The 20,462-nt window shown below is 61.4% G+C and carries 25 protein-coding genes, 1 tRNA gene and 1 pseudogene; 8 read left to right on the top strand and 19 right to left on the bottom strand.

Annotated features, from left to right (window positions below; translation table 11 throughout):
* Nucleotides 1–2: 2 nt before the first annotated feature.
* The 10 genes and pseudogenes from NKI67_RS17225 to NKI67_RS17180 form a co-directional block, all read right to left on the bottom strand.
* Nucleotides 3–584, bottom strand: coding sequence for a GNAT family N-acetyltransferase (locus tag NKI67_RS17225; RefSeq protein ID WP_023675009.1), 582 nt, complete (start codon nucleotides 582–584; stop codon nucleotides 3–5).
* The gene (locus NKI67_RS17220) at nucleotides 544–1,248 is read right to left on the bottom strand and encodes a DNA alkylation repair protein (RefSeq protein ID WP_352621783.1); all 705 of its coding nucleotides are present in this window, start codon (nucleotides 1,246–1,248) and stop codon (nucleotides 544–546) included. The genes NKI67_RS17225 and NKI67_RS17220 overlap by 41 nt, the downstream gene beginning before the upstream one ends.
* A gap of 9 nt (nucleotides 1,249–1,257) precedes the next feature.
* Nucleotides 1,258–2,133: pseudogene (locus NKI67_RS17215) on the bottom strand (NAD(P)-dependent oxidoreductase); the annotation flags it as partial.
* A gap of 58 nt (nucleotides 2,134–2,191) precedes the next feature.
* A complete protein-coding gene (locus NKI67_RS17210; protein WP_023675012.1) occupies nucleotides 2,192–3,019 on the bottom strand; it encodes an ABC transporter permease in 828 nt (275 codons plus the stop codon).
* On the bottom strand, nucleotides 3,016–3,729 hold the full coding sequence (locus NKI67_RS17205) for an ABC transporter permease (RefSeq protein ID WP_023675013.1): 714 nt from the start codon (nucleotides 3,727–3,729) through the stop codon (nucleotides 3,016–3,018). The genes NKI67_RS17210 and NKI67_RS17205 overlap by 4 nt, the downstream gene beginning before the upstream one ends.
* A 118-nt stretch (nucleotides 3,730–3,847) precedes the next feature.
* Nucleotides 3,848–4,630 (bottom strand): ABC transporter substrate-binding protein, encoded by a 783-nt coding sequence (locus NKI67_RS17200; protein WP_023717637.1) that lies wholly within the window; start codon nucleotides 4,628–4,630, stop codon nucleotides 3,848–3,850.
* A gap of 213 nt (nucleotides 4,631–4,843) precedes the next feature.
* Complete coding sequence (mobB, locus tag NKI67_RS17195) at nucleotides 4,844–5,353, bottom strand: molybdopterin-guanine dinucleotide biosynthesis protein B (protein WP_023675015.1); 510 nt, start codon at nucleotides 5,351–5,353, stop codon at nucleotides 4,844–4,846.
* Complete coding sequence (gene mobA / locus NKI67_RS17190; RefSeq protein ID WP_023675016.1) at nucleotides 5,350–5,979, bottom strand: molybdenum cofactor guanylyltransferase MobA; 630 nt, start codon at nucleotides 5,977–5,979, stop codon at nucleotides 5,350–5,352. The genes mobB and mobA overlap by 4 nt, the downstream gene beginning before the upstream one ends.
* Nucleotides 5,980–6,037: 58 nt before the next feature.
* A complete protein-coding gene (locus NKI67_RS17185; RefSeq protein ID WP_023675017.1) occupies nucleotides 6,038–6,958 on the bottom strand; it encodes a DMT family transporter in 921 nt (306 codons plus the stop codon).
* A gap of 122 nt (nucleotides 6,959–7,080) precedes the next feature.
* Nucleotides 7,081–7,437 carry a hypothetical protein gene (locus tag NKI67_RS17180; protein WP_023675018.1) on the bottom strand — a complete coding sequence of 119 codons (357 nt, stop codon included), beginning with the start codon at nucleotides 7,435–7,437 and terminating at the stop codon, nucleotides 7,081–7,083.
* A gap of 198 nt (nucleotides 7,438–7,635) precedes the next feature.
* Here NKI67_RS17180 and NKI67_RS17175 point away from each other — a divergent pair, with 198 nt between their 5' ends.
* Nucleotides 7,636–8,364 carry a hypothetical protein gene (locus tag NKI67_RS17175; protein WP_352646093.1) on the top strand — a complete coding sequence of 243 codons (729 nt, stop codon included), beginning with the start codon at nucleotides 7,636–7,638 and terminating at the stop codon, nucleotides 8,362–8,364.
* Between the two features lie 51 nt (nucleotides 8,365–8,415).
* On the opposite strand, the gene NKI67_RS17170 is transcribed toward NKI67_RS17175, so the two are convergent.
* Together NKI67_RS17170 and moaA are read right to left on the bottom strand one after the other, a co-directional pair.
* Complete coding sequence (locus NKI67_RS17170; protein WP_352646091.1) at nucleotides 8,416–8,889, bottom strand: hypothetical protein; 474 nt, start codon at nucleotides 8,887–8,889, stop codon at nucleotides 8,416–8,418.
* 55 nt (nucleotides 8,890–8,944) lie between these two features.
* On the bottom strand, nucleotides 8,945–9,940 hold the full coding sequence (gene moaA / locus NKI67_RS17165) for a GTP 3',8-cyclase MoaA (RefSeq protein WP_031211306.1): 996 nt from the start codon (nucleotides 9,938–9,940) through the stop codon (nucleotides 8,945–8,947).
* 199 nt (nucleotides 9,941–10,139) lie between these two features.
* Between moaA and NKI67_RS17160 the strand changes: the two genes are divergently transcribed.
* Nucleotides 10,140–10,493, top strand: a complete 354-nt coding sequence (locus NKI67_RS17160) for a gamma-butyrobetaine hydroxylase family protein (protein WP_023675022.1) — start codon at nucleotides 10,140–10,142, stop codon at nucleotides 10,491–10,493.
* 23 nt (nucleotides 10,494–10,516) lie between these two features.
* Here NKI67_RS17160 and NKI67_RS17155 read toward each other — a convergent pair whose 3' ends face one another.
* The gene (locus NKI67_RS17155; RefSeq protein ID WP_023675023.1) at nucleotides 10,517–10,945 is read right to left on the bottom strand and encodes a nuclear transport factor 2 family protein; all 429 of its coding nucleotides are present in this window, start codon (nucleotides 10,943–10,945) and stop codon (nucleotides 10,517–10,519) included.
* 159 nt (nucleotides 10,946–11,104) lie between these two features.
* Here NKI67_RS17155 and NKI67_RS17150 point away from each other — a divergent pair, with 159 nt between their 5' ends.
* Nucleotides 11,105–11,716, top strand: coding sequence for a pyridoxamine 5'-phosphate oxidase family protein (locus NKI67_RS17150; RefSeq protein WP_023675024.1), 612 nt, complete (start codon nucleotides 11,105–11,107; stop codon nucleotides 11,714–11,716).
* A 27-nt stretch (nucleotides 11,717–11,743) separates the two neighbouring features.
* Here the strand turns inward: NKI67_RS17150 and NKI67_RS17145 are convergent, their stop codons facing one another.
* Complete coding sequence (locus tag NKI67_RS17145) at nucleotides 11,744–12,196, bottom strand: MarR family winged helix-turn-helix transcriptional regulator (RefSeq protein ID WP_023675025.1); 453 nt, start codon at nucleotides 12,194–12,196, stop codon at nucleotides 11,744–11,746.
* Nucleotides 12,197–12,243: 47 nt separating this feature from the next.
* On the opposite strand from NKI67_RS17145, the gene NKI67_RS17140 reads away from it, so the two are divergent.
* Nucleotides 12,244–13,152, top strand: a complete 909-nt coding sequence (locus NKI67_RS17140) for an alpha/beta hydrolase (RefSeq protein WP_023675026.1) — start codon at nucleotides 12,244–12,246, stop codon at nucleotides 13,150–13,152.
* A gap of 34 nt (nucleotides 13,153–13,186) precedes the next feature.
* On the opposite strand, the gene NKI67_RS17135 is transcribed toward NKI67_RS17140, so the two are convergent.
* Nucleotides 13,187–13,801 carry a TetR/AcrR family transcriptional regulator gene (locus NKI67_RS17135; protein WP_352646089.1) on the bottom strand — a complete coding sequence of 205 codons (615 nt, stop codon included), beginning with the start codon at nucleotides 13,799–13,801 and terminating at the stop codon, nucleotides 13,187–13,189.
* A gap of 98 nt (nucleotides 13,802–13,899) precedes the next feature.
* On the opposite strand from NKI67_RS17135, the gene NKI67_RS17130 reads away from it, so the two are divergent.
* Nucleotides 13,900–14,646, top strand: coding sequence for a 3-oxoacyl-ACP reductase family protein (locus tag NKI67_RS17130; protein WP_352646087.1), 747 nt, complete (start codon nucleotides 13,900–13,902; stop codon nucleotides 14,644–14,646).
* Between the two features lie 220 nt (nucleotides 14,647–14,866).
* Nucleotides 14,867–16,771 carry a L,D-transpeptidase family protein gene (locus tag NKI67_RS17125; RefSeq protein ID WP_352646085.1) on the top strand — a complete coding sequence of 635 codons (1,905 nt, stop codon included), beginning with the start codon at nucleotides 14,867–14,869 and terminating at the stop codon, nucleotides 16,769–16,771.
* 11 nt (nucleotides 16,772–16,782) lie between these two features.
* On the opposite strand, the gene NKI67_RS17120 is transcribed toward NKI67_RS17125, so the two are convergent.
* The 4 genes from NKI67_RS17120 to NKI67_RS17105 all read right to left on the bottom strand — a co-directional run bounded on the left by NKI67_RS17120 (nucleotide 16,783) and on the right by NKI67_RS17105 (nucleotide 19,006).
* Nucleotides 16,783–17,259, bottom strand: coding sequence for a hypothetical protein (locus NKI67_RS17120; RefSeq protein WP_352448896.1), 477 nt, complete (start codon nucleotides 17,257–17,259; stop codon nucleotides 16,783–16,785).
* 126 nt (nucleotides 17,260–17,385) lie between these two features.
* Nucleotides 17,386–17,637 (bottom strand): PepSY domain-containing protein, encoded by a 252-nt coding sequence (locus NKI67_RS17115; RefSeq protein ID WP_023675031.1) that lies wholly within the window; start codon nucleotides 17,635–17,637, stop codon nucleotides 17,386–17,388.
* Nucleotides 17,638–18,144: 507 nt separating this feature from the next.
* Nucleotides 18,145–18,219, bottom strand: a tRNA-Val gene (locus NKI67_RS17110).
* A 103-nt stretch (nucleotides 18,220–18,322) separates the two neighbouring features.
* Nucleotides 18,323–19,006, bottom strand: coding sequence for a phosphoglycolate phosphatase (locus NKI67_RS17105; RefSeq protein WP_352593585.1), 684 nt, complete (start codon nucleotides 19,004–19,006; stop codon nucleotides 18,323–18,325).
* A 144-nt stretch (nucleotides 19,007–19,150) separates the two neighbouring features.
* Here NKI67_RS17105 and rpiA point away from each other — a divergent pair, with 144 nt between their 5' ends.
* The gene (rpiA, locus tag NKI67_RS17100) at nucleotides 19,151–19,882 is read left to right on the top strand and encodes a ribose-5-phosphate isomerase RpiA (RefSeq protein WP_352456755.1); all 732 of its coding nucleotides are present in this window, start codon (nucleotides 19,151–19,153) and stop codon (nucleotides 19,880–19,882) included.
* Nucleotides 19,869–20,447 (top strand): DUF2059 domain-containing protein, encoded by a 579-nt coding sequence (locus tag NKI67_RS17095; protein WP_352646083.1) that lies wholly within the window; start codon nucleotides 19,869–19,871, stop codon nucleotides 20,445–20,447. Before rpiA ends, NKI67_RS17095 begins: the two co-directional genes overlap by 14 nt.
* Nucleotides 20,448–20,462 lie beyond the last annotated feature (15 nt).

Genomic DNA, 20,462 nt, shown 5'->3' with positions numbered 1-20,462 from the left:
GGTCAACGTTCAAGCCGCATCACATGCCGGCGCGAGCCGGTCATGCCGATCTCGCGAAAGCCGCGGGCGACGAACATGTCGCGAAAACCCATGAAGCTGTAGCTCGGCGAAGCCTGGTCGACGGGATAGGCTTCGATCGTCTTGGCGCCTTTGGCAAAGGCGTGATCGATGGCCGCGTCGAGCAATGCGCTTGCCAGCCCGCCGCCGCGCAGCGCTCTCGGTACATAGAAGCAGACGATCGACCAGATGCCCATCTCGCTATCGTCCTGCTGCCGTGACAGCTTGCGGTAGGTCTCGCGCGGCGCAATCGAGCACCAGCCGACGGTCCGGCCATCGATCTGGGCGACAATGCCGACCGGCGTGCCGGCGTCGATCAGCGTCATCATCGCGCGTTTCTTCTCGTCGTTCTCGACATGCTCGCGGCGGTCGAGATTGCGCCAAGCCATACACCAGCAGTATTTCGGCCCGCCGGGTTGCTCGAACAGGTTTTCGAAATCGGCGCGCGTCGATTGCGTCACCTCCGTGAAGCGCACTTCGCTCAGGTCAAGCTTTTCTGGCGGCGAGCCGCTCGAGCGTCTTGGCATCGGAAAGTTCCTTCACGGCATCCTTGCCGATCCAGCGAGCAGTCCTGTCTGTCGAGGCCGCCAATTTTTGCGCCAGGGCAAGGGCAGGGCCGTGCAAATTCATCGATCGCTTGCCGATCGAACGAAGCGCCCAGTTCACGGCCTTCTTCACAAAATTGCGGCCGTCGGTCGCATGCGCCTCGATGATCGACAGGAATTCGAGGAAGGTCGTCTCGGGTTCCTTCTTCCGGTGGACTACCGACCAGGCCATCATCGCAAAAGCCGTGCGTCGAACGAATTCCCGTTCGTCGACCGCGAATTCGGCGATCAATTCCTTCCAGCAATCCGTATCGACAAAGAGATCGGAGACCCCGTCGACGATATCCCACGAGTCGAAAGTCGCCGCCCATCGTCTTGCATCCGCGGCGGAGAACCGCTCCGGATCGGCTGTCACGGAAGCGATGAACTGCGCCTCCACGATGCCTGTCTGCCAAAGCTCAAAGGCACGCTCATGGTTGCGCTTGATTTTCTTGGCAATCTGCCGCTGCACGCCATGCGAGATACCGAGCGCACGTTCGATCTTGATGCCGTAGCGCAGCATGCCAAGTCGATTTTCCTCCGAGGCGATCAAGCGCAGATGAGCGACGATTTCATCGGCGCTGGATTGAGGCGAAAGCTCGGCCACGGTGAAATCCTATTTCTCCAGCCGCGCCAGCAGCGAGGACGTGTCCCAGCGCTTGCCGCCCATCGCCTGCACGTCCTTGTAGAACTGGTCGACAAGTGCCGTCACCGGCAGTTTGGCGCCGTTGCGGTCGGCCTCGGCGAGGCAGATGCCAAGATCCTTGCGCATCCAGTCGACGGCGAAGCCGAAATCATATTTGCCGGCATTCATCGTCTTGTGGCGGTTCTCCATCTGCCAGGAACCGGCCGCACCCTTGGAAATCACCTCGATTACCTTGTCGATGTCGAGCCCAGCCTTCTTGCCGAAATGGATACCCTCCGCCAGGCCCTGAACGAGGCCGGCGATGCAGATCTGGTTGATCATCTTGGTGAGTTGGCCAGCCCCGGCCGGTCCCATCAATCCGACCATGCGGGCATAAGCATCTATGACTGGCTTGGCCCTGTCGAAGGCGTCGGGCTCGCCGCCGACCATCACGGTCAGCATGCCGTTCTCGGCGCCTGCCTGACCGCCGGAGACCGGGGCGTCGAGGAACAAAAACCCGAGCGCTTGCGCCTGCTGCGCCAGTTCGCGCGCGACCTCCGCAGATGCCGTGGTGTTGTCGATGAAGATGGCGCCTTTCTTCATGGAATTGAAGGCGCCTTCGGCACCGGTCGTCACCGAGCGCAGATCGTCGTCATTGCCGACGCAGGAAAAGACGAAGTCCTTGCCCGCGGCCGCCTCTGCTGGTGTCGCGGCGAAGCTGCCGCCATGCTGGGCAACCCACTGCTCGGCCTTCGCCCTGGTGCGGTTGTAGACGGTGACGTCGTGACCGCCCTTGTTCTTGAGATGTCCGGCCATCGGATAGCCCATGACGCCAAGACCAAGAAATGCCACCGAAGCCATGTTTTCGAATCCCTTAGAAGCCTGCTTTGCGGTCTTCTTACCGGATCAGGCAAGGCGATGGGAGTCAGCGGTGTAGATGGATGGTGATGCGCCGTTCGATCCACTCGACGCCGTGGCGCAATGTTTCCACGATGATCAGATAGATGATCGCCGCCCAGATATACGACTGAAAGTCGAAGGTGCGCGCATAGGTGAGCCGGGTGATGCCCATCAAATCGTAGACCGTGATGATGGCGACGATTGCCGAGCCCTTGATCATCAGGATGATCTCGTTGCCATACGGGCGCAACGCGACGATCAGCGCCTGCGGCAGGATGATCTTCCACATCGTCTGCAGTTTGTGCAGGCCGAGCGAGGCGGCACCTTCCCACTGGCCCCTCGGCACGCTCTCGATCGCGCCACGCAAAATCTCGGCCTGGTACGCCGCCGTATTCAGCGAAAAGGCGAAGATCGCGCAGTTGAACGCTTCGCGGAAGAAGCCCCACAGTCCGACCATCTCGAGCTCCGGCCGGAAGGAGCCGACCCCATAGTAGACCAGGAAGGTCTGCGCCAACAGCGGCGTGCCGCGAAAGAAATAGACATAGGCATAGGCGAACCCCGAAAGGATCGGGTTCTTCGACATGCGTGCATAGGCGATCGGCACGGACAGGATCGCGCCAAGCACAATCGAGATGGCAACCAGCAACAGGGTGATGCCGAGGCCGGATATGTAGCCGGGTGCATATTTCTGGAAGAACTCCGGGTTCCACGCAGCGACCAGGTAGACGACCATGCCAATGCCGAGAGCGATCCACAGGCCGACCAGGACATGGCCGAGGATGCGTTGGCGCGACCAGCCGCGTGCGGGCGGCGGCGGCCGGTCGACTTTCAGCGTGTCGGTGGCAAGGCTCATCTCTTGACCTCGCTGCCGCCGACCGCTCGTTCGATCGCGTTGATGCCGAAGGAGGAGACGATCGCCAGCAGGAGATAGATGAGGCCGGCAAAACCGTAAAACAGGAACGCGTGCTTGGTGACGCGAGCGGCAACCCCGCTCTGCCGGAGGATCTCGTTGAGGCCGACGGCCGAGACGAGCGCGGTGTCCTTGAGCAGGATAAGCCAGAGATTGGCAAGTCCGGGCAACGCGATGCGGATCAACTGCGGCAGCACGATCAGCCGCATCGTCTGGCCGCTGGACAGGCCAACCGAATAGCCTCCCTCATATTGCCCTTTTGGAATGGCGCGGAAGGCGGATAAAAACACCTCGCTGGAATAAGAGGAAAAAATGAAGCAGAGCGCGATCATGCCGGCGACGAAGCTGTTGACGTCGGCGGACGTTCCGGGGCTCACCAGCCGGACAATGTACTGCAGGATCAATGGGATGCCGAAGAAGATCAGAAACAGCGTGAGCAGCTCGGGTATTCCGCGAAAAATCGTGGTGTAGATGTTCCCGGCCAGTCTCAGCGACGGCTCTTCCGACTGTTTGGCCAGCGCCACGAAAAAGCCGAGCGTCAGCCCGAAGGGCAGAGTGGCCAGCGCAAGACATACTGTGACAAACACACCCGCGGCGATGTCGTCGAGCCAGCCTTCGGGTCCCCAACTGAGAAGCGTCAGTGCGCTCTGCATCCGCCTGCCTGTTCTCCTTAAGGCTCTTTGAGACCCGTGCCGCGTCACCCCTCGTGCGCGGCATCCTTATAAGAACGGCGGGAATCTCCCGCCGTTCAAGTCCTCGTATGTCGGTCGATCAGGACTCGCCGCCATAAACATCATATTTGAAGTATTTGTCGTTGATTTCCTTGTACTTTCCGTTTGCTCGGATGGCGTCGATCGCCGCATTGAACTGGTTGACCAGATCGGTCTCGCCCTTGCGCACGGCAATGCCGGCGCCCGGACCGTGGATTTCGATGACCGGCTTGATTGTGCCGACCAGCTTGCAGCAGGCGCCGTCCGGCGAATCCAGCCATTGCTGCAGCACGACGATGTCGTCATTGGCGGCATCGAGCCGGCCATTGGCCAGATCGAGCTGGTATTCCTGTGCGGTCGGGTACGGCTTGACGGTGCTGTCGGTATAAGTCTTGGTCGAATAGTTGAAATGCGTGGTGGACGCCTGCACGCCGATCGTCTTGCCGGCCAAATCTTCCTTGGTGACACCCTTGATGTCGGTGTCCTTGGGCGCGGCAATCGCCGGCGGCGTATTGTAATATTTGTGGGTGAAGTCGACCTTCTCGGCGCGTTCCGGCGTGATCGACATCGACGCGACGATGGCGTCGAACTTGCCTGCCTGAAGGGCGGGAATGATGCCGTCCCAGTCCTGCGCGACAAAGGTGCACTTCACCTTCATCTCGTCGCAGAGCGCCTTGGCAATGTCGATATCGAAGCCTACGAGCTGGCCGTCGGCTGTCAGATTGTTGAATGGGGGATAGGCTCCCTCGGTGCCGATCCTCAAGGTCTTTTCCTGGGCCTGGGCAACGCCAAGCGTCAGCAGCGCAGCCGAAGCGGCAAGCGCGATACGCAGTGCAATACGCATAATGGTCCTCTCTGTTGGTCCCGGCCGTCGTTCCCGAACGGCTCTGTGGGCGGTGCTTTTGACCGCCCGCTGATGCGATATTCCCATTCTTTCCCAAGAAAAAGCAACTGCAAAACCGTCGCTTGAGGGAAGGTCATGTTCAGAAAGCGATGACGCTGGGTCAGACGCCTAAATTGGAAAGCAAGTGGGCGGAAACTGTCTTCTGCCGCATTTTCAGCGCGACAGGCTTGTGGCGCGCTCGATGAAGTCAGCTATCGAATTCGTGTCGTCGAGATCGAAGGCCGGCAGGTCTTCGCCGACAATGGGGAAGTCGGAGGCGATGGCGACAATGTGTGGATCGCCTGCCGAGAGCGGTGTCCGGTCCTTGGCCTCGAGCCGTCTCGTCTCGATTTTCTTGTGCGCTTCGCGCTTGTAACCCTCGACCAACACGATGTCGCACGGTGCCAGCCGTGACAGGATCGCGTCTAGCGTCGGCTCGTCCTCGCCGCGCAATTCGTGCATCAGCGCCCAGCGCCTGCCCGACACGACCGCGACCTCCATCGCTCCCGCCTGCCGGTGACGAAAGCTGTCCGCTCCGGGTTTGTCGATGTCGAAATCATGATGGGCGTGTTTTACCGTCGACACTTTCCAGCCGCGCCGGACGAGTTCGGCTACCAGCTTTTCGGTCAATGTCGTCTTGCCGGAGTTCTTCCAGCCGGTGATGCCGAAAATACGTCTTTTCATGGCTCGATGCTCTGCAACAGATGCACGGCCTGGGCAAGGTCGTCGGGAGTGTTGATGTTGAAGAACGGATCGATCTCGGCCCCGCCGGATTTCAGGATGGGAAATTCCACCTCGACAAAACCGTGCCGGTCGATGAACGCCGCAACGCGCCGGTTGTCTTCCTCGACGAGAAATTGTCGCAAGACCTGATCTAACCCTAGCGGCCAGAGTGCAAAGGTCGGATGCCGTTTGCCGCCGGAACAGGCGACCGCAATCGAGCCGGGGCGTTCGTCGGCTGCCGCGAGCAGCCGCTCGACCATATCCCTGGGCAGGAAAGGCGTATCGCCGGCAGCCGTGACCAGCGCCTGGCAGGTCGTGTCGGAAGCCCATTCGAGGCCGGTCAGGATCCCGGCAAGCGGCCCGGCATAACCTTTGACAGTGTCGGCAAGCACCGGAAGCCCCGTCGCGGCAAACCGTGTCGGATCGCCATTGGCGTTTAGCGCGAGCGGTCCGACCTGCGGGCCAAGGCGCGAAACGACACGGTCGAGCAGGGTACCGTCGCCAAGCGCAAGCAGCGTCTTGTCGCCGCCACCCATCCGGCTCGATCGGCCGCCGGCCAGAATGATCCCTGCGATATGTCGGCCCATCGTTTGCTGCCTAGACCCAAAATCCAGTTTTCAAATCAGACAGTCGTCGACAGTCACTCTATATGCCGTCCAGCGCCATGTCCGGTCCAGTGCTTTCGGCGGCTGTTTTTCGCCGTCCGACGATCCGTTCGCGGTAGAGTGCATAGAGGCCTGACGCGATGATGATCGTGGCACCGAGGATCATCGGCAGATCGGGGACATCGCCGAAGATCGTGAAGCCAAGCAAGATCGACCAGAGCAGGGCGGTGTAGCGAAACGGCGCGATGAAGGAGATATCGCCCACCCGCATCGCCGTGATGATGAAGTGATAGCCGATGAGCACGAGCACCGCCGCCAGCGCCAGGAACGCCGTGCTTTGTCCTGTCATCGGTGTCCAGCCGCCCATCGGCGAAAGCAGTGCCGCGCCCAGAACTGTCATGGCAAGTGCGGTGGCGGTCGACACCAGCAATGTTGGAATTGCCTGCGGGATCCGCTTGGTGGCGAGATCGCGCACCGCGCAGCATGCGACGCTGGCCAGCGCCAGCAGAGAAAAGACGCTGAACCCTTCGAAGCCGGGCCGCACGATGATCAGCACGCCGGCAAAACCGGCGGCAATGGCCAGCCAGCGCCGCCAGCCGACGCCCTCGTTGAACACAAGCGCGGCGCCCATCGTCACCGCCAGCGGCAGCGCCTGCAGTACGGCGGAGACATTGGCGATCGGAAGATGTGCCAGAGCAACCAGGAACGACACGGTGGCGCCGGCCTCGCCGGCGACGCGCAGCGCAACGGTCGGCTGCAGCATCGAACCTGGCCGGGCAAGCGCGCCCCGTTGCCACGCAAGCAGGCCAACGAACAGCGAAGCGAAGGCGCCGCGGATCAGCATGACCTGCGCCATGTTCATCGATTCCGATGAGAATTTGGTGATCGCATCGTTGAGAGTGAAACCAGCCATGGCCACCATCATGAACAACGCGCCGCGGAGGTTTGGCGAAAGAGGCAAGGCGATTACCGGGTGAGTCCTGCAGCGAGCGTCTAGCAGGCACCCACAAGACAGCAACGTCAAAGGGCTGGGCCACAGCCTTTCTGTGGCCCGTGACATCTGCCGCGCAAGAGCGGCAGGGCTTATTTGGGCGTCAGTACCTCGGTGCCGTTGCCTTCCTTGCCGGCAATCGTCCACAGGCCATGCAGCGAGCCGTCTTCCTGCACCTTGTAGACGACTAGACCGACCGCCTTGCCCATGACATAGCCGGCGGAGAAGGCATCGTCGTTGCGCATGCAGATACCGTCCGAGGACGAGCCGCCTGTCTCCCAATGGATCGTGCAGGTCGTCTCGCTGGTCAGCGTGATCGTCGCGTCGCCACCATAGGACGACCCATCGAAATTGGTGCCGGCCACGGCATAGGTGCCGCCGATCGACTGAGCCGCCGCGGGCAGGGCCGCGAGGCTGAGCAATGCAAGAGAAAGAATGAGTTTGCGCATATCGTATTCCCCCACTGGGCGAAGAACCGCTCCAGAGCAGAGGCTAGGCCCGAATGGGCTTGCGGTAAATCCGGTGACCGTTTGCGGACAAGACCTTTTCTGGGTGTGACCCCAAAAAAGGTGCCGTTCTAAAGGATGGGTTCGGAGGGCAAATTTGTCACACTGCGGCTCGAGGAGAATTTTTCGACGAGATCAAATTTGCTCGGCAAGATTCACCAAATTGGTCATTGTAAGCTTCTGATCGTGTTGGGGAGATGGTCCATGATGAATGCACGAGGCAATGCGGACTGGCTTGGCACAGGCAGCAGGCGGCATGTTTCGTCGGCTTTCCGGTTCTCCTCTGCCCTGGCGGTTATCCTCATGGCGATAGCGCCTGCGTTCGCCGAGAACGGCGCTTCGGCGTCGGCAGTCGAACGGATGTCCACGCCGGGTCACGAAGCGGATGAGCTCGCTCGCCGCGTCGGGAAATGGTCCGTCGTCAACACGATCTGGCCAACGCCCGGCGCCCAGCCGATCGTGATGACGGGGCTGGTGGCCGAGCGCACGATGATCGGTCCCTTCATGCAGGAGGTGATGCGCCCGGCGCCCGGGTCGAAAATGCCGGACTTCCAGCGGATAGCCTATTTGAGCTATGACCGGGTGGAGGGCCGCTGGAAGTATGTCTCCATGGACACCCGTTTCCCGGCAGGGATCATGCCCGCCTGGAGTTTTGGTGGCGAGGAGGACGGCAAGATTTCACTGCTGTTCCAGCCGCTTGGTTTCGTCGGCTTCGGCCCGGAGGTCGAAGGGCGGTTCACGGCCTCCGATTTCGTCATTTCCAGGGACGGCGACAATCTCGAAGTGGCCGAGCAACATTTCCTCCAGGCCAATGGCAGCGGCAAAAAATGGCTTGCCGTACGATATGACTACACGCGCCAACAACCGTGACTCGCTAGCAAAAACAATAGGCTGCCAATAAGTTCTGACGTCGCCGGATGCTCACGGTCCCCTGAGGCTGCCGGCGATCGCATCGACGAGCGGGTCGTATTTCGATTTCAGGGCTGGCGGGTAGTCGATCCAGACCGTGCGGATGACACCGTCTTTTCCGAACAGGCGGTGTTCATAGAAGATGTTCCCGCCTTTGATGCCCGACAGCACCGCCCAGTCCTTGCCGGTCTTGCTGTAGGTGATCCTGTAGCCAGGTTCCTTGCTGGCCCTCTCGGCGGAGACGAAGGCTGTCGGGGTGTCATCATCGATGTTGAGGATACCCGAACAGATCAGGCTGGCGCCATCGGCAGTGAGCCATTGTTGTCCATCGCCATTGTCCGGCTCAGGCTGGCGAAGAGTGAAGATTTCATCCGGAAAGGTGCAGATGGTACCGAAGCGCTCGTTCGTGTAGGTAAATGGCGCGGCAACTGCCGTGGTCCCCGCCATCACTCCGAAAAACGTCAGGACTGCAAAAAACCGCTGCACGCTTTGCCTCGCGCCGATACCAAGGCGATTATTCTTGCACGAAATCGGCGAAAAATCAGCCGCCGGTGACGCTCATATGCCGCGACACCGACGGACGGTTGGTGCGGCGATCGATGATGAAGTCGTGGCCTTTGGGCTTGCGGCCGATTGCTTCGTCGATGGCATCGGCGACCAGCTCGTTGCCTTCCGACGCACGCAGCGGCGCGCGCAGGTCGGCGGCATCTTCCTGGCCGAGGCACATGTAAAGGGTGCCGGTGCAGGTCAGCCGGACCCGGTTGCAGCTTTCGCAGAAATTATGCGTCATCGGCGTGATGAAGCCCAGCCGTCCGCCGGTCTCGGCGACTTGGACATAGCGGGCCGGGCCACCGGTCTTGTAGGGAATGTCGCTTAGCGTGAACTGGCGTTCGAGAGCCGCGCGCAGCAGCGACAGCGGCAAATACTGGTCGGTGCGGTCGGCGTCGATCTCGCCCATCGGCATGGTTTCGATGACCGTCAGATCCATGCCGCGGCCATGCGCCCAGCGCAGCATTTCCGGCAATTCGGCGTCATTGAAGTCCTTCAACGCCACGGCGTTGAGCTTTACCTTCAGCCCGGCCGCCTGCGCGGCGTCGATGCCGTCCATGACCTTGTCCAGATTGCCCCAGCGGGTGATCTGGCGGAATTTGTCGGCATCGAGGGTATCGAGCGAGACGTTAATGCGCTTGACGCCGCAGTCGGCGAGCTCGGTGGCAAAGCGGGAAAGCTGCGATCCGTTGGTGGTCAGCGTCAGCTCTTCCAGTGCACCACTCTCGAGATGCCGCGAAAGCTGGCGTACCAGGTGCATGATGTTCTTGCGCACAAGCGGCTCACCGCCGGTGAGGCGGAGCTTGCGCACACCCTTTTCGATGAAGACCGTGCAGAGCCGGTCGAGCTCTTCCAGCGACAGCAGGTCCTTCTTCGGCAGGAACGTCATGTCCTCGGCCATGCAATAGGTGCAGCGGAAATCGCAGCGGTCGGTGACCGACACGCGCAGGTAGGTGATCGTGCGACCGAAAGGATCGATCATATCCATGCTTGTGCGCTTCCCGTGGGCGTGAACGGCTTCGTTATATATGGCTATGTGATACGAGCCAACTTGGCATTCAAGATAGAAGCTCGCGATCATCGGTAACATTCCGACGCCGACAGATCATGTCGGAAGTTCTGAAACGGCCTGTTCCCTCGACGCGAAGCGGCGTAGGGAAGGGTGGTATTCCGCAGGATCCATCAGCATGACAGCGCCAAAAGAACTCAGGGTCTCGAAGGACCGCAAGCTGCTTTCCGTCACCTTTCCGGGCCATCAGCCGTTCGAATTGTCGGCCGAGCTGCTGCGCGTCGCCTCGCCATCGGCCGAGGTGCAGGGCCATTCGCCCGAACAGCGCGTCACCGTTCCCGGCAAGCGCAATGTAACGATTCTGAAGATCGAGCCGGTCGGCAATTATGCCGTGCGCATCACCTTCGACGATTTCCATGATACCGGCATCTTCACCTGGAATTACCTGCATACGCTGGGTCATGAGAAGGATGCACGCTGGGCCGCCTATCTCGCCGAACTGGAAGAGAAGGGGCTGAGCCGCGACCGTTGAATGGATCCCGCAGGACTCTCAGGTCAACGCAGGATTGCCAGTATCTCGCTGGTGTCGTGATAAAACGGCGTACCTTCGATCAGCCGATCATCCTTGAAGCGCAAGACTTCGGCAAACGGCTGTTTGATGGTTGCACCATTGGCCCGCGATGTCAGCGAAAGCGAGCAGCTCATGAACACCGTGTCATCGTTTTGGGCGACCTGAAGGTCCTCCACCGCCACGTCGCTCCAGATTTCCCGCATTTTGCGGAAAAGGGCGCCAACGCCGTCGAGGCCGTTCCAGTCACCGGCATAGGGCAGGGAGCGCGGCTCATGCACGACAATCTCGGCATGAAATGCGCCGGCAAGCACATCAAGGCTCTCCGACCCTGATTGCAGGAAACGCATTTCAACATTGAACATGTTTTCAATAAGTTCCATGGCGGTGCGTCGCCGGTCGAGCGGTTTATCCATTTTTGACCTCCGTATCCATTGGCACGATCATGCAGGTAAAGCGGTTTGCCCTTGTTTGCGTTGCCTCGACACCCGTTTCCTGATGACCGGCAAACGGGCACTTGTCGTGAAAACGTCATCCATCTGGAGTAGCGCCGGCAAAGCTTTGGAGACGAAAACATGTCCATGATCACCAGCATCGAACAGCTTGAAGCGCTCTATGGCCTGCCCGGCGAGGCGTCGGTGGTCAAGGAACTCGACCAGCTGATTCGCGAATACGCAGCTATCATCGAGGCTTCGCCGTTTGCCGCGCTCGCAACCTGCGGGCCAGAAGGGCTGGACTGCTCGCCGCGCGGCGATCTCGCCGGGTTCGTCCGCATCCATGATCCGAAAACGCTGATGATGCCGGACCGGCGCGGCAACAACCGTGCCGATTCGCTAAGGAACATCCTTCGCGATCCGCGCGTCGCGCTCCTGTTCCTGGTGCCGGGTTCCGGCACGACGCTGCGCGTCAATGGCCGCGCCCACATCACCACCGATACCGGGCTCTGCGCCTCGTTCGCCGTCGAGGGCAAGCCGGCGCGCTCGGTGACGATCATCGAGATCGATGCGGTTTATTTCCAGTGCGCCCGCGCCATCCACCGATCGGAACTGTGGAATCCGGCAAGGCATGTCGACCCGAGATCGCTGCCGACTCCCGGCCAAATCCTGGAAATCACCAGCCGCAAGAACATTGACGGCGAGGTCTACGACAAGGAATGGCCCGAGCGCGCGAAAAAATCGATGTGGTGAAGCATTTGGTGGTGGAGCACTGGGCTGTCAGGCGGTCTTCAAAACCTCGGCAATCCTACGCATCTGTTCGCCGATCATGTCACATTGTTCCGGCGTCGACTGGCTCATCGCCTTCTCGATCAGCGCCATATGGACCTTCAGCGCCTGCATCAGCAGTGCCTCGCCGGCCTCTGTCAACGTCAGCCTCAGCACGCGCTTGTCCTTCTCGTCGCCCTCGCGGCGCAGCAGGCCACGGGCCTCCAGCTGAGGCAAAAGCATAGTGATGTTGGAGCGGCCGACCAGCAGCCGACGAGCAAGGTCGTGCTGCGACATGCCGGGATGACGGTAGAGGTTCATCAGCACGTCGAGCTGCGCCGGCTTCAGGTCGAGCGGCGCAAGCTTCACCGCCAGGGTGCGTTCCACCACATGGCAGGCGCGCGCCACCGCGACCCAGTTGCGAAAACGCGGGTTGTCCCAGGGCAGGTCTTGCTTAATGTTCATGTTTGAACTATTATGTTCATGCTTGAACCAATGAATGGATCGCCACTATGGCATCATTTGGACTGAAGGTCATCCGCGGCACGTTCGGCGTGGCTGAGCATGTGGCACCGCGACTCACCGGGCGTGCTGCATTCGAGCTGTTCTGCCGCACGCCGCACGAGAAGAGCTTGAGCAAAGGCGAGCGCAGCGCAATTGATCGCGCCGCCGATTTCATGACCCAGGCACGCCATCACCGGCTAAAGACCAGAACCGGCTGCGTCATGGTGCATGAATTCCGGCCCGAGCCGGGCAGGGCGACTGCCGGCACCGTGCTCGTCATCCATGGTTGGCGTTCGCGCACCGAATACATGCGCGCGCTGATCGAAGCCTATCGCGATGCCGGCTACAAGGTGGTCTCGCTCGATCTGCCGGGCCACGGCCAGTCGCAGGGCCGCCGGCTTACCCTGGTCAGTGCGGTCGATGCGGCACGGGTTGCCGGCGAATGGTTCGGCCCGTTCGCGGCCATTGTCGGCCATTCCTTTGGTGGTGCCGTTGCCGCCAACGCCGTCGCCGGTTCGATCAGGAACATCCCGCGATTGGCGGCCGGGCGGCTGGTGCTTATCGCCGCGCCGAGCTCGCTGCCGGCGATCTTCGCTGATTTCAGCCGCATGCTGAATGTCGGCTCGCGCTCGCAGGCCGCCATGGCCGACCGGGTCGAGCGCATCGCCGGCCGGCCGTTGCACGAGTTCACCGGTGACCGCCAGCTCGCAAGCACGCCGCTGCCGACGCTGGTGATCCACGCGCCGAACGACCGCGAAGTGTCCGCCGAGCATGCAAGGCTCTACGCGCGCGCCGGCGACCATGTGCGGCTTTACTGGGCCGACGGGCTCGGCCACCGCCGCATTCTCGCCGACAGGGGTGTGGCGGAGCGTGCCGTTGGCTTCGTTGCCGGCAGACTGGAGCCGTCTCTGCAGTGACCTGAATATCGTTCTTGTCAGCCGGTTTCGACCGTCACGCCGCCCCGGTGCTGGCCATCGCTATCCAAGCTGCCATCGCCCCGGCCACCGTCGCCAGAAGAGCCGAGCGCGACGCGCCGTCGCGCGCCTGGATCGACATGCCGTGCTGCACGGTCGCGTAGAAGGTCGCGGCCGTACCGCAGTCGAAATCGGCCGGCAACTCTCCCTCGGCCACGCCACTCTCGAGGCGTCTCAGCAAGGCTTCGCGGTTTTCGGCGCGGCGACGGCGCAGATCATCGCAGATGGCGCCGCGGCTTGAATCCTGGTGCAAAGCGCCGAGCGCGATAAGGCAGCCTTGCGGGCGACCGGTCTGTGAATAGGCCCTGGCCGTCTGCCGCAGGAACCGCTCGACCGCCTGGCGCGCGGTCGGCGCCTTTTCCAGCGCGGCCCAGATCTCGGTTCCCTCGACCCGCGTGTAAAGCTCGGTTGCCTCGAGAAACAGCGCTTCCTTGCTGCTGAAGGCGGCATAGAGGCTGGGTGAGTTGATGTACATTGCAGCGGTCAGGTCGCTTATCGACGCGCCCTCATAACCCTTGGCCCAAAACACTTCCATTGCGCGCCGCAAGGCGGCGGCTCGATCGAAGGTGCGGGGGCGGCCTCGTTCCGGCATGGCATCCTTTCTGTATTGATCGATACATAATTCGGTTGACGTGGTTCAGCAAGGCTGGCAGATATTTATGTATCAATCACTACAAAATGGAGAAGCAGGTGTCATCCAGAAGCTTGAACGGCAAGGCCGCCCTCGTCACCGGCGGCAGCCGCGGCATTGGTGCGGCGATCGCAAGAAGGCTCGCGGCCGACGGCGCAGGCGTGGCGATCACCTATGTGAATGGCGAGGAAGGGGCGCGTGCGGTGGTCAGGGAAATCGAGGCGGCCGGCGGCCGGGCCTTTGCCATCAAGGCCGACAATCGCGATGCTGGGGCGATCGAGGCGGCAGTCGATGAGGCGGCAAAAGCCTTCGGACGGCTCGACATCCTCGTCAACAGCGCCGGCATCTGGCGCGCTGCGCCGATCGATGCCCTGTCGCTTGCCGATTTCGATGAGACAATGGAGGTCAACCTCAGAGCCCCGTTCGTCGCCGCCAAGGCGGCAGCAGCGCATATGGGCGAGGGTGGCCGGATCATCTCGATCGGCAGCAATCTGGCCGAGCGTGCCACCGACGCCGGCCTGAGCGCCTATTCGGCCAGCAAGGCTGCCTTGGTTGGCCTGACCAAGGCCTTTGCACGCGATCTCGGTCCGCGCGGCATCACCGCCAATGTCGTCCATCCGGGGTCGACCGATACCGACATGAATCCGGCAGCCGCCCCGCACGCCGAGCATCAGCGCCAGAAGATGGCGATGCCTCGCTTCGGCACGGCCGACGAGATCGCCGGCATGGTCGCCTGGCTTGCCGGTCCCGAAGGACGCTTCGTGACAGGCGCGGCATTGACCATCGACGGCGGCGCCAACGCTTGAGGCTTGGCTCACGGGCACTACCATTGATCGGGGTCGATGGCGGATTGGCTCGACCCGTCACGATCTTGTGAAACCGTTCTGCAACAGACGTTCCGAAATTTATGGAAGCTTAACGAAATCAGTATGAATCAGTGTAGTCACGCCTTACATCCGCCATGCGGTGGGCGAGACCGTGAAAGCGGTGCGGAACGGGATCCGGTTCAACCGGAGCGGGTGATCCATGAAACTCCTTGGAAACAAAGCAACCGTGCTGCCGTTTGCGGTGGCCGCGGCAATGCTGGCCTTCGGGGCGCCGAAGGCTGAAGCGCAAGGGTTCTTCGACATGCTTTTCGGCGGCGGCGTCAAACACGCACCACCGAAAGGTAACTTTCCGCCGCCACCGTCAAAATACAAGCCGAAGCCCAAGGCGCCGGCCGCTTCCGGTGGTGGGGGCGGTGGTGGTGCGCAAATCAGCGGCCCGTCCTATTATACCTACAAGAGCGATCCGCTGGTGCGCGTCGATTTTTCGGCACTGTCGGCAGCGCCTGAACCAGCAACGCCTCAGGACGCTGCTTTCGAGCCGGCGGCCACCGGGGCTGCATTCCGCGAAGCCATTGCCGGCCTCGACGGCTATGACCTCTACGCCGAGAAGGACATCGCCAAGGCGCTGATCGCCTATTACTCGGCCAATCCGGATTTCATCTGGGTGACGGGAACCAGTCCCAGCAGCCGTGCCCAGGATGCCGTGCGGGTGCTGGGCGAGGCCGCGAGCTACGGCCTGACGCCCGCCGACTACACCGTCGAAGTTCCGGCAGCAGGCACATCGGCGGGCAATGTCGATGAACGCCTGAAAGAGCTGGTCCGCTTCGAGATGGCGCTGTCGGCGCGTGTCCTGCGCTACGCCCGTGACGCACAAAGCGGCCGCGTCGATCCCAACCGCATGACCGGCTACTACGATTTTCCGCCGAAGCCGCTCGACATGGAAGGGGTGCTGAAGACGCTGGCCCATACCCAGCAAGTGCGCACTTATCTCGAGTCACGGCATCCACAGAATTCCGAGTATCAGGCGCTGCGCGTCGAACTGGAAGCGCTCCAGGCCAGCGCCGAAGACGAAATCACCATCGATCCCAATCTGCTGTTGAAGCCGGGGCAGACCAGCCCCGAGCTGCCGAAGCTTTTGACAAAGATCGCGCGCAATCTCGATGACGAGATGGGCGGCGCCTATGGCGAGGTCCTGGCGAGGCTCGCTACCAGCGAGGTCTACGATCCGGAGCTGGTGCCGGTGATCAAGGCGGTGCAGAAACGGGCCGGCATGAAAGGCGACGGCGTCATCGGCCCGCGTACCGTTGCATCGTTGGCCGGAACGTCCAAGGCCGACAAAATTCAGAAGGTTCGGGTTGCGCTAGAAGAGTTGCGCTGGTTGCCTTCCGACCTTGGCAGCCCGCGCGTCTTCATCAACCAGCCGGCTTTCACCGCGAGCTATATCGATGATGGCGAGGAGAAGCTGAAGACCCGCGCCGTGGTTGGCAGGCCCACCAACCAGACTGCTTTCTTCTATGACCAGATAGAGCAGGTCGACTTCCATCCCTATTGGGGCGTGCCGCAGTCGATCCTGGTCAACGAGATGCTGCCGCGGCTGCGCCGGGATCCTGGCTATCTCGACCGCGCCGGCTACGAGGTGGTCAATGCCCGCGGCAAGCGCATTCCCTCGTCCTCGGTCAATTGGGGCGCCTACGGCGCAAAGATACCTTACGGCGTGCGCCAGCTGCCGAGCGAGGCCAATGCGCTGGGCGAGCTGAAGATACTGTTCCCCAACAAGCATGCCATCTACATGCACGATACGCCGCAGAAGTCGTTTTTCCAGCGCGACATGCGTGCGCTCAGCCATGGCTGCGTTCGCTTGCAGGATCCGCGCGGCATGGCCGCTGCCGTGCTCGGCACCTCGGTCGACTACATCGAGGACAAACTGAAACACGGACATTCGACCGAGGACGTGACACGCAAGATCCCGGTCTATGTCGCCTATTTCACCGCATGGCCGGACCTGTCCGGCAAGGTCGAATACTTCAACGACGTCTACGGCCGCGATACAAGGCTGCAGCAGGCGCTCGACAGCACGGAAGCGGTGCGTTCGCCGGCAAGCTGACGAATGCGGTTCTAGCGCTGAAACAATGGACGCCGGAAACCGGCATCGCGTCCGGCGATGAGCCAATAGACCAAGCCCGCGACAACGCCTGCGGCGGCAATGATGCCGATATCGGCCCAGCGCTCCGGGTTCGTGTCATCCGGTACACTCGGCCAGATCAAGGCGAAGCCGCCAACCGCGGCCGCCGCGCCGAAGACCATGTGCAGCCAAAAACTGCGCAGCGAGAAAAACTCGGCAATCAGTGCGAAGATCAGCGTCTGCAGGCCGGTCAGCACGATCGTCAGAAAATAGATGAACATGCCGAGCGGCGGCAACAGCAGCACCGCAACGGGGGTGACACCCATGACGTCGAAATAATTCGGCGCATTTGGCAGCGAACTCAGCCCGCCATAGATCGCCGCCACCGCGATCAGCCCAACCAGTACCGCTATGAAATAACCCGCGAGCATCATCAGAAAGCGTTTCAATACGTGCTTTACCGTCGCCATGCCCACCCCGCGCGCAATGATAGCACTCAGTCAGCCATCAAAGTCATATCTACGCAAGCGTCTGCCGAAGGCCGGGGGCCTTCGAGGCGCGCCATTTTTTAGAATCTGGACCGTTGGCGCCCAGCTTCATTTCGGCGCGGCTGTCACCGGATCGTAGGTGATTTCGACTTTCGCCTTGTCGCTCGTGTAATAAATGACGGTGTAGCCATCGCTGTCCCAATCGATTTCCTTGATGTAGCGGAAGTCGTCGCGCTGCTCGACCTTGGCGATGATTTCCGACAGCTTCTTGGCATTCTGCGGCGGCACCGGATTTTCGTCCGCGGCAAAGGCCGATCCGCCGACAAGCAGCACGGCGGCCGCCAAAACAAGTCTGGACATGGCTTTCCCTCACATCTCGATCAGCAGAAACTCGTTTCTATGCAGGTTTGTTCCGGGATAGCGGACCGTTGCGCTACAAGGAGGCGCCGTCCGTACCTGATTTATGGCTGCCGAAAGAACACGGCGACTGCTTAAAATCATGATGCGTCGCCTCAACATCGCGGCCGTAATAGTGCCGGTGGTCATTCGGGGTTTTACATGCAAATGCGTCATGCCATCATATTTGTACTTTTCATATTTTCCATTCCGGCCATTTCGATGCCTGTCCAGAAAGCCGAGGCGCTAGAACCTGAACGCTATACGGTCTATTGCGCCGACGACCGCATCGAGGTTTCATTCTGGGATATCGAGCAGATGAAGGTGCGGGCCGGCTCCAACGTTTGCCAGTTCCAGAGCTATACGAGAGGCAGCGCTTTGAATTTCGCCCAAAAGAATTTTGGCGGCGAGGGGGGCTACCTGCAGCTGCTAGCCGCTCTGGCTTGGCTTGAATTGATTCAGGAAAGCAAATGGTGGGCGATGCAGGGATTGAACCTGCGACCCCACCCGTGTGAAGGGTGTGCTCTCCCGCTGAGCTAATCGCCCGCTCGTTGCCCGAAGGCCAAGCGCGCCGCGATATAAGGGAGGCCGGCCTGCTAAGTCAACCACTTGTCGGTCGGCATTTGGCGGTCCGCCCGATGGGCAGCTTTCAGCCTTCTGCGGCGGCCATCAGTCCTTGTACCAGATCGAGCGTCAGCGAATCGAAATGCGAGATTACCGCCGACGGTTCGAACTCTCGCACATGGCGGTCGGTGTAGCCGAAATCGACTGCCACTACCGGAATCCCGGCGGCTTTCGCCGTGTCGATGTCGGTCTGCGAATCACCGACCATCAGTGCACGGTGCGGGTCGCCGCCGGCGCGCGCGATGGTCTGCGTGAGATGGCGCGGGTCGGGCTTGCGGAACGGAAAACTATCCTGACCGCAGATAGCCGCGAAATGCCTGGTCATGCCGAGCGCCTCGATCAGCGCCACCGAATTGGCCTCGTATTTATTGGTGCAGATGGCCAGCAGGTAACCGGCTGCCTCGAACCGTGCGATCGTCTCGGGGACGCCGGGGTAGGGGCGCGACTTGCCGGGGATGTTAACGGTGTAATGGTCCAGAAACAGCTTGAGCAGGCGGTCGTGCTCCTCGACTGCCAGCGATCTGTGCTGCGCTGCGTGAGCGCGTTCGATCATCACCCGGCCGCCATGGCCGACGAAGCGCTTGAAGCCGGCTTCGTCGACGGCCGCGAGCTGGCTGGCGGCAAGGCTGTGGTTGAGACTGTCGAGCAGGTCCGGCGCCGTGTCGATCAGCGTCCCGTCGAGGTCGAACACGATGATCGGTCGGGTCATGGCCTGTCCTGTGACAATTTGATTGCCGGCAGGCGATAACCGCTGCGGCCCGTTCAGGCAAGACGGCTTATCCAGCGCGGGCAAGGTCCTTTGACCAGCCCGGCAAAAATGCTACGAGCGCTGAAACAAATCTCGGGACCCGGCATGGATGCGAGGCAATTGAAGGTTGAGGCCGCGCGGGCAGCGCTTGCCCATGTCACGGATGGCATGCGGCTCGGCATCGGCACCGGCACGACGGCGGATGAGTTCGTGCGGCTGCTCGCCGACAAGGTCGCCACCGGCCTGACTGTCATCGGCGTTCCGACCTCGGAGCGCACCGCCGTCCTTTGCACCGAGCTTGGTGTGCCGCTGTCCACCCTCGAGGAAACCCCCGAGCTCGATCTCACCATCGACGGCGCCGACGAGATCGATCCGGCGCTGACATTGGTCAAGGGCGGCGGCGGCGCGCTGCTGCGCGAAAAGATCGTCGCGGCGGCCTCCGCCCGCATGATCGTCATCGCCGACAGCTCCAAGATGGTCGAGATGATCGGCCGTTTTCCGCTGCCCATCGAAGTCAACCGGTTTGGCCTGCGCGCCACCGAAATTGCGGTCGGCGCGGCGGCCGCAAACCTTGGCCTTTCCGGCCCTGTTACATTGAGGATGACGGGGAGCCAGCCATTTGTTACAGACGGCGGCCATTTTATCCTCGATGCATCTTTTGGCCGCATTCCGGATACAAGAGCGCTTTCGAATGCTCTCCACGCCATTCCGGGCGTGGTCGAGCATGGTCTTTTCATCGGGCTGGCATCAACGGCCATCATAGCCGGCGGCGACGGCATCCAAACCGTCCATGCCGCCCGAAAATCAGGGAGTTTTACCGATCATGATGTTGCATAACCGGGTTGGCTGCTTTTTTGCCATTCTGGCGGCCTCGGCCGTTTTCGCGTTTTCGTCGCCTGCGTCTTCGCAGGACGTCACCGATGCGCATTTGAAGGCGGCGCGCGCCGCCGTTGCGGCGATCCATGCGACGGATACGTTCGACAGCATCCTGCCGCAAGCGGCCGCGGCACTGGAGCAGCAGCTGATCCAGAAGAACCCGGACATGCAGGAACTGATCGCCAAGACGATCAACGAGAAGGCGATGGCCTTGGCATCGCGCCGCGCCGACCTGGAAAAGGAAGCGGCGCTCGCCTATGCAAAGGTGTTCTCGGAAAAGGAACTCAATGAAATCGCCGCCTTCTACAATTCCGATTCCGGCAAGAAGCTGCTCGACAACGGCCCGATCGTGACGCGCGAACTGGTGAAGGCTGCCGAGATCTGGCAGAACGGCCTGGCTCGCGATCTCGCCCAGCAGGTCGGCGAGACCCTGGGTGCAGCGGCGAATGCCAAGGCGCCGGCTGCACCTGCCGACGGTACCGCTCCGGCCGATGGCGCAGCTCCCGCGGACGCTACACCGAATTGATTGCGGACTTCCGAG

Origin of the sequence: Mesorhizobium sp. M0408 (assembly GCF_040321495.1) — a bacterium.
Taxonomy (GTDB): Bacteria; Pseudomonadota; Alphaproteobacteria; order Rhizobiales; family Rhizobiaceae; genus Mesorhizobium.
The sequence above is the reverse complement of the archived record's forward strand: the minus strand, read 5'-3'. Positions and strand labels throughout refer to the sequence as shown.

Excerpts from the sequence above, each read along its gene's own strand:
- NKI67_RS17225 (WP_023675009.1), bottom strand. The coding sequence starts at position 584 with ATGCCAAGACGCTCGAGCGGCTCGCCGCCAGAAAAGCTTGACCTGAGC.
- NKI67_RS17210 (WP_023675012.1), bottom strand. The coding sequence starts at position 3,019 with ATGAGCCTTGCCACCGACACGCTGAAAGTCGACCGGCCGCCGCCGCCC.
- NKI67_RS17205 (WP_023675013.1), bottom strand. The coding sequence starts at position 3,729 with ATGCAGAGCGCACTGACGCTTCTCAGTTGGGGACCCGAAGGCTGGCTC.
- NKI67_RS17200 (WP_023717637.1), bottom strand. The coding sequence starts at position 4,630 with ATGCGTATTGCACTGCGTATCGCGCTTGCCGCTTCGGCTGCGCTGCTG.
- mobB (WP_023675015.1), bottom strand. The coding sequence starts at position 5,353 with ATGAAAAGACGTATTTTCGGCATCACCGGCTGGAAGAACTCCGGCAAG.
- mobA (WP_023675016.1), bottom strand. The coding sequence starts at position 5,979 with ATGGGCCGACATATCGCAGGGATCATTCTGGCCGGCGGCCGATCGAGC.
- NKI67_RS17180 (WP_023675018.1), bottom strand. The coding sequence starts at position 7,437 with ATGCGCAAACTCATTCTTTCTCTTGCATTGCTCAGCCTCGCGGCCCTG.
- moaA (WP_031211306.1), bottom strand. The coding sequence starts at position 9,940 with ATGGATATGATCGATCCTTTCGGTCGCACGATCACCTACCTGCGCGTG.
- NKI67_RS17160 (WP_023675022.1), top strand. The coding sequence starts at position 10,140 with ATGACAGCGCCAAAAGAACTCAGGGTCTCGAAGGACCGCAAGCTGCTT.
- NKI67_RS17155 (WP_023675023.1), bottom strand. The coding sequence starts at position 10,945 with ATGGATAAACCGCTCGACCGGCGACGCACCGCCATGGAACTTATTGAA.
- NKI67_RS17150 (WP_023675024.1), top strand. The coding sequence starts at position 11,105 with ATGTCCATGATCACCAGCATCGAACAGCTTGAAGCGCTCTATGGCCTG.
- NKI67_RS17145 (WP_023675025.1), bottom strand. The coding sequence starts at position 12,196 with ATGAACATTAAGCAAGACCTGCCCTGGGACAACCCGCGTTTTCGCAAC.
- NKI67_RS17140 (WP_023675026.1), top strand. The coding sequence starts at position 12,244 with ATGGCATCATTTGGACTGAAGGTCATCCGCGGCACGTTCGGCGTGGCT.
- NKI67_RS17135 (WP_352646089.1), bottom strand. The coding sequence starts at position 13,801 with ATGCCGGAACGAGGCCGCCCCCGCACCTTCGATCGAGCCGCCGCCTTG.
- NKI67_RS17125 (WP_352646085.1), top strand. The coding sequence starts at position 14,867 with ATGAAACTCCTTGGAAACAAAGCAACCGTGCTGCCGTTTGCGGTGGCC.
- NKI67_RS17120 (WP_352448896.1), bottom strand. The coding sequence starts at position 17,259 with ATGGCGACGGTAAAGCACGTATTGAAACGCTTTCTGATGATGCTCGCG.
- NKI67_RS17115 (WP_023675031.1), bottom strand. The coding sequence starts at position 17,637 with ATGTCCAGACTTGTTTTGGCGGCCGCCGTGCTGCTTGTCGGCGGATCG.
- NKI67_RS17105 (WP_352593585.1), bottom strand. The coding sequence starts at position 19,006 with ATGACCCGACCGATCATCGTGTTCGACCTCGACGGGACGCTGATCGAC.
- rpiA (WP_352456755.1), top strand. The coding sequence starts at position 19,151 with ATGGATGCGAGGCAATTGAAGGTTGAGGCCGCGCGGGCAGCGCTTGCC.
- NKI67_RS17095 (WP_352646083.1), top strand. The coding sequence starts at position 19,869 with ATGATGTTGCATAACCGGGTTGGCTGCTTTTTTGCCATTCTGGCGGCC.